Here is a 12,601-nt window from a genome sequence, read left to right on the forward strand (position 1 = left end):
TCAAAGCTTAATACCACTCGTCACTGAGTTCATGTTTTATCAATTTTTGTAGGTATGTTAAACCGTTATCTAAATCGTTTGGTGAGGATAACAATAATGGCAACAAAACCTATATCTATGAGTAAATTACATTCTATTTTACGGCTGAAGTACTCAGCAAAGTTATCTCATCGAGAGATCGCAAGAAGCTTAAATATTTCGCCTGGCACCGTCGCAAATTATGTTAAAAAGGCGAATGAATTAGGCTTTAATCAATGGCCAATTCCAGAGGAGCAGCAACAAAATTCGTTTCTCAATACCAAACTAAGGCGCTTCTCAACACGTAAGAAAAAGATACCCAACGCCTGATTGGTTAAGTATCAATAAGGATTTAAAACAACATAAACTCTTAACATTGCAGCTCGTGTTTGATGAGTTACTTGAAAAAGTGGGCGAGCCTTATTACAGCTACAGTCACTTCTGCCGTGCTTATAAGCAGTGGTTAGGTACGCAGCGGCTATCCATGCGTCAGCAGCATAAAGGCGGTGAAAAACTGTTTGTCGATTATTGTGGTCCCACAATTGCCATCACTTGCCCTACGACACAGGAAAAACGTACCGCTCAGGTATTTGTTGCTGTACTAGGCGCATCAAATTATACCTATGCTGAGGCAACCTATAGTCAACAACTTGAAGATTGGGTGATGAGTCATGCCCGTTGCTTTGAGTTTTTAGGTGGTGTTCCTGACGTTGTTATTCCCGACAACCTCAGAAGTGCGGTGAGTAAAACTTGTCGCTACGAGCCTGACCTAAACCCGACATACCACCAGCTAGCAGAGTACTTTAATGTCGCTGTCATACCCGCTAGACCTTATAAACCCAAAGATAAATCCAAAGCTGAGGTCGGTGTACAAATTGTAGAGCGTTGGATCATGGCGCGTTTGCGTCACCAAACCTTTTATAGTTTAGCGCAATTAAATCATGAAATAGCAAAGTTACTTGACGTGATGAACAATAAGGTGATGAAGCAATACCAACAATCACGCAAGCAGCTATTTGATTTAGTCGATAAAAATGCATTAAAACCATTGCCTGAGAACCCTTATCAATACACACAAATCAAAACGGTGCGTGTACACATTGATTATCATGTTGACATAGAAAAACACTACTACAGCGTGCCACATCAATGGGTTAAGAAACAATTGCGTGCACACATCACCAATCAACTCGTACAGCTTTATCATCACGATACCTTGATTGCGCAACATCCAAGGTCGAACCGTTTAGGCGGACATACAACACAGGCACATCATATGCCAAAGGCGCATCAAAAACAGCATGAGCAGTCACCAATAAACTTACGCTCATGGGCATTGAGTATCGGTGATTATACCCATCAGGTTGTTGAATTACTGCTTAATAGAAAACGCCATCCTGAGCAAGCTTACCGCAGCTGTTTAGGCGTGTTGAGTTTAGCTAAAACCTACTCAAAACCACGCCTCGAACAAGCATGTTATCGGGCAATCAGTATGAATACGACCACGCTTAGATCAATTAAACAGATATTAAAAAAAGGGTTAGATCAGCAACCCTTACCCACACAGCAAACAGAGCCAGAAAAATCAGTCAAACATAGCAACATACGTGGCACAGATTACTACCATTAAGGAATACCAACATGATAGACACCATTAATCAGCAACTTCAACTGCTCAAGTTATCGGGTATAAAGCAAGCACTCAAGCAACAGCTTGAACAGCCAAACCTATATCAAGAGCAAAAGCTTTATAGAGCGCATCAGTTTATTGCTCACACATGAAATTGATACACGTGATGAAAGAAAAATCGATCGACTTGTACGACAAGCTAAATTCAGGTTACCGGGTCAATTAAACCAACTCATTTACTCGCCGAAGCGCAACCTAGATAAAACGCAAATACGTAGTCTCAGCCAAAGTACCTGGCTGAGTTTACATCAGAATATATTAATCACGGGCGCAACAGGTTGTGGCAAAACATACCTAGCGTGTGCCTTAGGCCATGAACATTGCCTACAAGGTAAAAAGCGTTTTTTATATTCGGCTAAAAGAATTACTTGAAAGTCTATTCCTAGCACAGGCCGATGGCAGTTATCGAAAGTTACTGAGTAAACTCATTAAAGTCGACTTACTTATTTTAGATGATTGGGGGCTTGAGCCACTCAGTGCTCAACAGAGAAGTGACTTACTTGAATTAATTGATGCGAGGTATGGTTATAAATCACACATCATTATTAGTCAGTTACCACAGGAAAACTGGCATGAAATGATCGGAGAATCAACGCACGCTGATGCTATTTTAGACAGGCTTATTCATGGTGCAATCAAGGTGAATTTAAAAGGAGAATCGATACGAAAACAGTTAAATAAATTGACTGATGATGATCAGTTAAGTTAGTTTAAGAATGGCTCTACAAAATGATAAATCAAGTGATCAAAGCTGATGAGAATCGGTGATCAAAGTCATGAGAATACGCATCCGCTTTCACCAAGAACAGGAAAACCCTTTCATCTGACACCCTATCGATTTAGATACACCGTAGGTACTAACGCTGTTATGGAGGGGATGACTGAAGAAGAAGTTGCAGATTTACTAGATCATAGTTCAATTCTTTGTATAAAACATTACTTTAGATACACACGTGAAATGTGGGAATTACTCGAAAATGCTACCGCAAACCGTACAGAACAACAGCATTTTACTGCTGCATGGAATCGTGAAGACGATCTTAGCGGGAACATATACGGAAAAGAAATAATCGAGTTGCATGCATTTACAGCAATAGGTAAATGCCAAAAGGAAGCTGCGTGTTATTTGGAGCCTGCGGTGGCTTGTTATAACTGTGATAAATTTTGCCCAAACAAAGAGACTAACTCTCATAAGAACGCGCTCACATCACTGAAAGACCGCAAGGAGGTAGTGGCATCCAAATCTACTGATTCCTTGTCAAAACATCTAGATGAGGCAATCGCTGGGTGTGAAGCAGCAATAGCCTATTCAGAAGGCGTGGAAGTAGTGAACATTTACCAAGGAGGACGTGATGAATGATGTCGTCAACTTAATTAGATTAAAGCGTGATGCAGATAGCGCTGGATTGCGTGAACTTGAGAGTCAAGCCAAAGAGCGCTTCGAAACAATGAATCTACTGCTTGACTCTAAATGGGAAGACTCCTATTGGTTATACCTAAAGAAGAATCAGAAAATTTTATTTGAAAAGCTTGGTAGTGGAGACCTGCCTGAAGAGTTAGAAACACTGTGTAAAGTATTTTTAGTCGATGTGCTGTGGAGGCAAAGGTTTCGATCTGAACCATATTCCCATTCCTATATAACAACCCTAACGAACACGGTTAAAATATGGGCTGAAATGGACGTTGAGACATTATCCCAAATAAATCAAAATTTGTATGATGCAACAATAGTTTACCTGAGAGAAAAGTATGCAGAACCTGAGACTAATGGTGTGCTGTTGAACAAAACTGTTAAATACCTAAACGAATGCAATTTGCTGAATGCGAATGTTGACACCAACGTAATCAGGAAGGTGTTAGGGAATGCTGACGAATACGGTAGAGTGCTAGCTAAGAAAGAGAAGATGCCCCTGCCCGAATTGGTAAAGGCGATAATTCATTTAAAGTGGGCTGTTGACGATAATTTTGATAGCAGTATAAATGCCATTAACGACAAGCTTTGTATCTTAACTCAGGTATTTCAATTTGGTTTAGGCTTACGAATTGGGGAGGTGTTGCGATTACCTCAAAACCCTCTTATTAAAATGGATGGTGAAACTTTTTGTTTGGTTTGGACGGAAAAAGGTTCAATGCCTATGGCTCGATATGTTCCTTTAATTTGGCGTCAGGCATTATCCGAAGCGGTAGAGATAATCCAGAGAATTACCAAGCCTTACCGAGAGAATGCAAAGTTATTAGAGGAACAGGGTACACTGGGTTTTTTAGAGAATAGACTGTCTGCATTAGTAAATGAAAGAGAAGAATTATTAACACAGAGAGTAGGACAATTAGATACCATTTTACAAGAAAAAAAGCAGGAAGCGATTAAATTCTGGCAGCTCAAACAGCATGTTATTGCTGACGCGCTTTATGAACTCAAAGACCTGCACAATATATTGCCAGTAGCATCTTCATCTTTAGACGCTGTTAGCTTAGTAAAATTTTATAAGACAAACGGGTTGGAGATTACAACTAAACCTACTGGAGCTAAAAAAAGCAGACATTACGCTACGGGTACTGCAATAACGTCAATGGTCGAGAAGTTAATTGAAAATAGAGCCCATTATGTGACTACAAGAGAGTTTTTACCAATATGTAATTCTTTTCATACAACCTCTAAAAGGTCAAAAGATGAGTTGATTAACCAGTCAGTAGAGTCTCTAACAGGACGTTTAAATCGCGCTACTTTCTTTAGTGAGTATGAACTGAAAAGTGCTAGCAAAACTGCTGTTTTGAGTAGAAAGAGTGCCCTAGATATTTTACAACGCTATATTCGAGGGGGGTATGACAATAAAAAACTAATTCCTATCAAAGATCTAGAAGAATTATTACCTGAGTTATTCAACCAAAAATCAGCATCTAAGGATTATGTAAAGAAGCTTTGTGGCAATAAGCAGTTCTCGTTTTATAAGCCTTCCAGTGGCTCTAGGGACTTCGTTAAGGTTAAAGGCTATTTGGCTGATATTGAAAAGGTGAAAGCGTTCTTTGTGTCTGAATATGAACGAATGAATTATGGCGTTGAAAAAGAGTTACTTGAGTGTGCTAAGGCCGAATATGAACAAGATGGTATTGAAATCAGTTCAAAGTCATTCAGCATTAAGCAGCATCCTTCAGAATATTTATTCTTAAGAGGTGGTATGCGTGGGGGTAAGTTCTATGAACACCTTCCTCAAATTATGGGGTATCACGCGATAAGGTACTTCTTTATGGGTAACGATAAGTACGATGGTGCTTTTAGACGGTATGGTATCGATATTGATAATCACATTACAGAATCGTGGCAAAGTCATAAAGGACGCCATTGGCAGACAACTAGCTTGTTTAGATCAGGACTTGCCGAGTTAGTGGTAAACAAGTGGATGGGCAGAACGACGGGTCAAGGCGAACACTATGATCACAATACTGGTAGCGAACGCGCAAAAGTTGTAGGTGGTGCCATGCTTCAAGATACCGAACGTTTTCTTGGTGCGGTGCCTGAAAAAATCAAAAGCTGGAAGGAGCACGACATCCCTGTCAGTAACTTGTCTCAACACTTAAGTGATAGCTTAAAATCCGTTCAATATAGTCCTCTTGGATACTGTACAAGAGACTTATATCTTAAGCCTTGTGAGTTTAATTTGAGGTGTTTGACAGGTAATGAAGGGAAAGGTTGTAAGCATTATATCTATGACTTACACGATCCATCGCATAGAGAAAAAATATCTGTTGAAAGAGATCGGTCTTCGCTAGAGTTATCACGACTGTTTGAGGTTTATGAAAGAGGTGTTGAGGCTGCGAAAATGCACATTGAGCATCATATGTGTGTCCTACGTAACACCACATCTATATTGGATAATGCTGAGATGATTTTAAGTGATGGTCAACTTGAAGATTTGCAAGATTTCATGCCATTTAAAAAAGACGGATCATATCCAGATGATTGTCCATTTCAATGCGGAGGGGATGAATAGTGGCAACTTCTAAAGAGGAATTTGAAAAAGCATTTAGGATCTTGAGTCAGTTCGAAAGGCAGTTAATACCTACAGAGGATTTTTGTTGGGAATATATTACTGATCGTGTAGAACCATCAAAACCGACATTATGGCGTAATATAGAATTTCGAGATGAATATGACAGAGTGAAAAAGCTTGTTAAAAGCTATAAGGAAGGTGACGTTGTATTTGACTTGGTAACATCCCAAGAATCCTTAAAAGATGCGGAGATTAAAAAGTTAAAAGAAGAAGTATGCCTACTTAAAGAGCAACTAAGTCGTGAAAGAGAAAGGCTTGCTTATGCCGCTGTAGTGGCTAGAAGAGAAAATATAGATCCAACAATGTTTGAAGAATCGAGCCCTCTAATAGGCGCAATTGCGAGGCGAAAAAAACATGGCTAATGGTCAACAAAAAGCTCAGCAAAACCTCGATGCGTTTCAGTCTTGGGTAGCAACTCAACAGGATGATGACTTTAAACAAATTGCTTTCAGAGGCAAGCTAAATCGTATTGAAGTGGCTAAAGCCGTAGGCTGTGGTAAGTCAGCGTTAAATCAAAATCCTGAGTTACGAGAATCCTTACAACAATTAGAAGATAACCTGCGCAACAAAGGTGTGCTGCCACCACTGACCGTCACCGCAAAAAAAGAAGCAGACAAGCCAAAGCAATACGATAATACGTCGAATCGCAAGTCACTTGATTCAAAACGCTTATCAGCACTGGAGGCTGAAAACATTGAATTAAAAACCAAAGTGAAAGAGCTTGAAGGTAAACTTGAGCGCTTTGGTGAATTGTCAGAAACCTTGTCAGAAATGGGATTCATGCCACGATGAATGCCGCCTTACACGAAGACCAATTACGCGTCACCAGTATCCCCTATACCTCATCAAAGATGGTGATATTCAGCGGTACACCGCTAAAGAAAAGCTCTTACAGATCCAACAGCGGTAAATATTATGTCACTATAAAGACAGACCCTAATACATTGCCTGTACAACCTACTATCGGACAGTATTGGTCAGTCAAAGGAAGTCGAAAAGTCGGAAGTGTGGACATAGGCGATTACGTGATGCAGCAGCATACCTACGAGTCACCTGAGCATGTTGAATGTACTTTACCAGAAACAGGTGAACAGCTAATCCGATTCATCACCAGAGAAAGTGCCTTTAAAGGTATTGGTGAAAGTAAAGCGAGGGCACTCTGGGAGCTTTTAGGTAAGAGTTTTCATGCAACCTTAAGAAAAGACACACCAGAGTCAAGAGCGAAACTTAGAACCGTTCTGAGCGAAGATTCCATTATCGCATTGTTTGAGGGCTATGCTAAATACAAGAATCTAGCTTACTGCAATTGGATGTCTGAACACAAGATACCTGCCAGTGTTCAGCAGCGTTTGCTGAAGTATCACACTGAGCAATCCATTGAAGCAATTAAACAGAATCCTTATGTGCTAATTGGTTTCGGCATGAGTTTTACAGAGGTGGACGCTCTTTCTCAAGCACAACTTGAGGTTACAACAAATGATGACAGACGATTGAGCGCAGCGCTTGAAATAGCAATACGCAAAGAGATTGAGAAAGGCCATACCTACACGATACAAGCTGATTTACGGACTTATTTAACCAAGTTACTCAAAGACAAAGAACTTATCGCTAAAGCCTTTAAAGCTGGATATGACAAAGCCCAGTATCTATTAAACTACGCAACTGGCACCTACCATCCAACGGCTCAACTATTGATGGAAAATGTCGTTGCCAAACGACTCAAGGCGCTTGCCAGTCAAAATAACTTGTATGACGAATATGCAAATTCTGCATATTGCTCTGCGGTTGGTGAATTACCTTATGAACTAACAAAGAAGCAAGTCGAGGCGGTCACTACATGCCTAGATAACGCAGTAAGCTGTATTACAGGTGGCGCTGGCACAGGAAAAACGACAGTGCTTAGAACAGCATTGCGTGCCTATAATTCAATGGGGTTCGAAATACATGCAGTAGCCTTAAGTGGTCGTGCGGCAATGCGCTTGCATGAGTCAATTGGTTTTATCACTTTAACAATTGCCAAGTTACTGAGAAATGAACCGATTGATTCAGATAAACAAAAACATCTGCTCGTTATTGATGAAGCTAGCATGATTGATTTACCGATCATGTACCGCCTGGTAAATCACATTCACCCCTCAGTGCGAATTATCTTTACTGGTGACCCCGACCAGCTTCCACCAATTGGCTGCGGTAAAGTGCTAGCGGATATTGTTGCATCTAAAGCTATTTCAAACACAATGCTCGACATCGTGAAACGTCAGGAAGGCTCTACGGGTATCCCTGAGTATTCGAAACTAATTAATCAAGGAAAAGTACCAGAGCAACTCACTACTGGCGCAATTCATTTCCACGAAACAAATAAGAAAGAGATATCTCAAGTTTGCTGTGAATTGTATCAACAATCTCCTGGAAATAGCCGAATTATGGCACCAACCAAAGCACTGGTTGCTGAAATCAATAAGCTCACTCAAGAGGCTGTTAATCACAGTGGCAGCAGGCTTGAGTTTGAAATGAATGGTGAAAAATTATTTCAAAATCTGCGCCTTAATGACACTATTTTATTTACGCAGAATCACTATGATAAAGGCATTCAGAACGGCTCGCTTGGTACACTCACAAGTGTTGAGTCATCTGGAGAGGCTTATGGTGAAGTGACACTCGATACCGGAGATAAGATTGAAGTTACTCAAGCCGTGCTTGATTGTATGGAGCTGGGTTATGCGATAACGCTCCACAAAGCACAAGGCTCTCAGTTTCCACGCATTATCATTGCGCTACAAAAAGGACGCATTGTAGACAGAGCATGGTTATATACGGCTATCACTAGGGCTGAAAGTGAAATCCATATCGTTGGCTCAGAAGATGATTTTAGAGCAATCACTGAGGCACCAAGTCATTCACATCGGCGTAATAGTTATCTTGTTGAGCTTTTAAAAAGATAAAGATAAAAATAAAATTTGTTACATTGGGGAGTGACTACGTGTACAAGCGGAGATAAGTTGTGTGTTAACGCGAAGCGTTATCCACATCTTATTCTGGGTTCTTGCGTAGCAAGATGTGCCTGTAGTTGAATGACCATAAAAAATTAATTGTGCACTCATTTGTAACTAGCTCCTGGACGAAAAGGATTAAAGTATTTACCTTGCATTGTAGGGGCGGGGTTAGAAAAAGTAAGAGCAAGCCTCAATAATTGGCGATCAGAATTTTTGTCATTGTATTTCATAAAAACACGCTACTTTTTTTACTTGTCAAATAAGACATTGGAGCTAGTGAAAATCACTAAGTTCTTACAACACCGTGTCAAAGCTACATAGAAATTTTTGGGACAATCGAACTTATGAGCATCAAGAATTGCGACAGTATCAAACTCTAATCCCTTCGTAAGAAGGGTTGTGCCTATACATTTTCCTTCAGTTTTCCTGCCGACCCTACGCATCAAGTTTTTATGTGCCAGCATCGATTCGTGTACAGAAATATCTTGCCGATAAGAATCCTTCAACGACTTAGTTATGCTGTTCACTAACTCCCTACGTCTTGAAGATCTTAAGCGCAGATCATATCGAAGGAACTGGATTAAATTATAGAAAGATTCAGAACTAGGATTATCCAATAGCGTTGATATTATAGTAGTTAATTTGGAAGATAGTTCTTTCTCTGCACCCTGTTTGTTTTTGATATTGAAGTCCTCCTTAATCGAAGAAGGCTTCACACTAAACCAATCACTAAGCCCTTTATTCTTATTGTTGGTAGGGCTAGTTTTGTAAAAAAGGCCACACAATATATTGAATATTTTCTTCAAAGGCTTCGGTGAACGTTTTACAGATGATATAAAACTATCTATTTCTATAGCTAAACTATAGAAAGTCTTGTCATCAATGGCTTCGAGTAAATTTACGGACTTTGTAAAGTCAACTTTACTAAGGATATCAAGTCTATCTTTGATGCCTCCCTTCTTTACCATTTTTCCATTTACTTCCTCTATGTATTCAGGGGTAATTATTAGTAGATTGTCGAAATCAGGATTTGAATTCTTATTCGCGATTAAATTAGAAAGTCGCTCTCTATAGTTGCTATCTTTCCTATTTAAATCACCGTCTTTAACTTTGATTACATAAAAAGCAGCCTTTGTATTCATTTCACAAGTGATGGCTTCGGACTTGGACAGAGGCTCTCTAAAACTTTTAATTATGTCGCCTAAAGCATAATTATTTCCCTTTTTTCGCCATCGAAATGGAATATCAAGTTCCGCAGCAAGTTCAAAATTAGATAGGTCTTTATCAAAATCAACCAGTGTTGCGTAATATCATGAAGCCGATCGGTCAATACTATTCAAGCCGATCACTTTTTTGTCTGCCAGTAGACCTTAGTAAAATCTAACTTGAGTGATCGCCATCAGTCAAGGAATTTAGTTTTTTTCGCATCGATTCGCCTTTTAATTCCAACTTTATTGCTCCGTGAACAAGCCGATCTAGGATCGCATCAGCATGTGTCGATTCTCCGATCATTTCATACCAATTTTCTATCGGTAATTGGCTGGCAATTAAGGTCGATTTTGTGTCATATCTCGCATCAATTAATTCCAGTAAATCACTGCGTTGTTGAGCTGTTAATGGCTCTAATCCCCAATCATCTAGGATCAGTAAATTGGCAGAGCTAAGCTTGTTGATCAGTTTTCGATAACTACCATCGGCTTGCGCTAAGAACATCTTTTCTAATAGCTCTTTAAGCCTAAAATAATAAACGCTACTCCCTTGTTGGCAGTGGTTTTGACCAAGAGCACAAGCGAGGTAAGTTTTGCCACACCCCGTTGCTCCCGTGATCAAAATGTTTTGGTGAAGGCGTAGCCATTCACCTTGTGCTAATGAACGGATCTGAGTTTTATCTAGTTGTCGTGCTGCGCCATAGTTGAGTTGAGCAAGCGTACCGCCAACTCTGAACTTTGCTTGTCGAGTTAGGCGGTCAATTTTACGCTGATCACGCTGAGTTATTTCATGGTCAAGCAATAAGCTTAGTCGCTCTTCGAAGCTTTGTTCAACGTAGAGATTGGGTTGCTCATATTGCTGCAATAGTGCATCACGTATACCGCTTAGCTTTAAGTTACTTAACTGGTTATTGACTTGTTGATTGATATTTTGCATAAGATTTCCTTTGGTTTGTTAGTTTTGATTAATGGTAATAGTTGTTGCCGCGGATATTTTTATGATCAATATCTTGTAGTAAATCACCTTGAGCTTGTGGCAAGGGTTGCTTATCCAAGCCCTTTTCTAAAATGTTTTTTACTTGTTTTACGCGAGTAACACCTGTGGCTAATGCGCGATGACAGGCTGCTTCAAGACGTTGGTCAGTAAACTTCTTACCTAGGCTTAATAACCCCATACAAGCACGGTAGCTTTGCTCTGGATGCTTTTTAGCTTGCATCAATTGCATAACAAACTGCTCCGTTGAACCACCGAACTTAGCTGCCCAACGTTCGAACCGTTGTGGTGACCATTGCTGCTGCTTTTGATGAGCTATTGGCATATGTAGATCAAGCGTGGTGTGTGCACCTTCTCGGTGTGATCTTGGGTGAACGGCTACTTGAACACCCTGATGGTAAAGTGTCACCAGTTGACCTGTGGCATGGGCTTCAAGCTTTTGTTTGATCAAGGTATGAGGTACTGAGTAGTAGTGTTTTTCAACTTCGACATGATAATCAATATGCACGCTTACTTGTTTGACTAAGGTGTAACTGTAAGCCTGTGTGGGTAGTGGTTTGAGAGCAGGTTTATCAATGGATTCAAACTGACTGAGCCTTGAACCAGGGTGCTTCTTCATTTTCCGCTGGTTTAAGTCGACAAGCAGTTTTTGTATCTTTAGGTTTAATTGGCGCAAGCTAAAGAAGCTTTCATTGCGAAGCCGTGCCATTATCCAGCGTTCGACAATTTGCACACCCACTTCTGCTTTGGCTTTATCCTTGGGCTTATAAGGTCTAGCAGGCACAATGACCGTATCATAATGTGTCGCCAATTGTTGGTAGGTTGGATTTAAATCAGGCTCATATCGACAAGGTTTAGTTACCGCACTTTTTAAGTTGTCAGGGATTACCAGCTCTGGCACACCACCAAGAAACTCAAAACAGCGAGCATGACTCATCACCCAATCTTCTAGCTTTTGGCTATACGTTGCCTCCGCATACGTATAATTAGATGCGCCCATAACTGCGACAAACACTTGAGCTGTACGGTATTCACCTGTACTAGCATCAACAATATTCATAGTTGGGCCGCAGTAATCAACAAACAGTTTTTCACCTGCTTTATGGTTTTGTCGCATGGACGGTTTTTGACATTTAAGCCATGCCTTGTACTGTCGGCAGAAGTGGGTGTAACTGTAAAATCCTTCCTCGTGTCGCTCTTTGTATTCTTGCCAAAGCAGCAATAGCGTCATGGTTTTGGGTCGCAGCTCCTGCTGAACTAACAACCAGTCAGGAATACTAAAGCCTTTTAGTCGGGGCTTTGTTTTGAAGAATGCTCGTTGCAGAGAATGATCATCCCATTTTTCATCAAGCGGCCAGCAAGTGATACCTAACTCTGCTGATTTACAGGCATATTTAGAAACAATTGAAGGTGAAATAGATAAGCTGTTTGCTATCTTTCGATGACTGAGTTTACAGTCGTATTTTTAGTCTTAAAATCTCTTTAAGTTTACGCATTGAAATAGGTGCCGTTGGCATGGTTATTCTCATCATCAAAAATGAAAAGAATAACGGTTAGAAACACCTACTGGATAGACAAAAATGAGTATAAATTGAACGATACCATTCAAGCCGATCACTCAATACCATTTTGACCAAAAAGTGATCTGC

7 protein-coding genes and 3 pseudogenes are annotated in these 12,601 nt (G+C 40.2%); 7 read left to right on the forward strand and 3 right to left on the reverse strand.

The features are described 5' to 3' along the window. The first annotated feature begins 96 nt into the window (after nt 1-96). The 7 genes and pseudogenes from istA (FGD67_RS16705) (at nt 97) to FGD67_RS16735 (ending at nt 8,699) form a co-directional block, all read left to right on the forward strand. Nucleotides 97-1,648: pseudogene (istA, locus tag FGD67_RS16705) on the forward strand (IS21 family transposase). A gap of 11 nt (nt 1,649-1,659) precedes the next feature. Then, nucleotides 1,660-2,417 (forward strand): annotated as a pseudogene (gene istB, locus FGD67_RS16710) (IS21-like element helper ATPase IstB). Nucleotides 2,418-2,585: 168 nt separating this feature from the next. Next, a complete protein-coding gene (locus tag FGD67_RS16715; protein ID WP_257172210.1) occupies nt 2,586-3,068 on the forward strand; it encodes a hypothetical protein in 483 nt (160 codons plus the stop codon). Then, nucleotides 3,061-5,697, forward strand: a complete 2,637-nt coding sequence (locus FGD67_RS16720) for a hypothetical protein (RefSeq protein ID WP_257172211.1) — start codon at nt 3,061-3,063, stop codon at nt 5,695-5,697. The genes FGD67_RS16715 and FGD67_RS16720 overlap by 8 nt, the downstream gene beginning before the upstream one ends. After that, entirely contained in the window at nt 5,697-6,119 is a 423-nt protein-coding gene (locus FGD67_RS16725) for a hypothetical protein (RefSeq protein ID WP_257172212.1), read from the forward strand. Before FGD67_RS16720 ends, FGD67_RS16725 begins: the two co-directional genes overlap by 1 nt. Further along, entirely contained in the window at nt 6,112-6,549 is a 438-nt protein-coding gene (locus FGD67_RS16730; protein ID WP_257172213.1) for a VPA1267 family protein, read from the forward strand. Before FGD67_RS16725 ends, FGD67_RS16730 begins: the two co-directional genes overlap by 8 nt. Then, nucleotides 6,546-8,699 (forward strand): ATP-dependent RecD-like DNA helicase, encoded by a 2,154-nt coding sequence (locus FGD67_RS16735; protein WP_257172214.1) that lies wholly within the window; start codon nt 6,546-6,548, stop codon nt 8,697-8,699. Before FGD67_RS16730 ends, FGD67_RS16735 begins: the two co-directional genes overlap by 4 nt. Before the next feature lie 299 nt (nt 8,700-8,998). On the opposite strand, the gene FGD67_RS16740 is transcribed toward FGD67_RS16735, so the two are convergent. From FGD67_RS16740 to istA (FGD67_RS16750), 3 genes and pseudogenes are all read right to left on the reverse strand, one after another. Further along, entirely contained in the window at nt 8,999-9,892 is an 894-nt protein-coding gene (locus FGD67_RS16740) for a hypothetical protein (protein ID WP_257172215.1), read from the reverse strand. Between the two features lie 238 nt (nt 9,893-10,130). Next, nucleotides 10,131-10,895: an IS21-like element ISShfr5 family helper ATPase IstB gene (gene istB, locus FGD67_RS16745; RefSeq protein ID WP_257172029.1), complete on the reverse strand. Its 765-nt coding sequence runs from the start codon at nt 10,893-10,895 to the stop codon at nt 10,131-10,133. Between the two features lie 28 nt (nt 10,896-10,923). Then, nucleotides 10,924-12,469 (reverse strand): annotated as a pseudogene (istA, locus tag FGD67_RS16750) (IS21 family transposase). Nucleotides 12,470-12,601 lie beyond the last annotated feature (132 nt).

The sequence above is a fragment of the Colwellia sp. M166 genome (assembly GCF_024585285.1).
In the GTDB taxonomy this organism is placed as follows: Bacteria; Pseudomonadota; Gammaproteobacteria; order Enterobacterales; family Alteromonadaceae; genus Cognaticolwellia.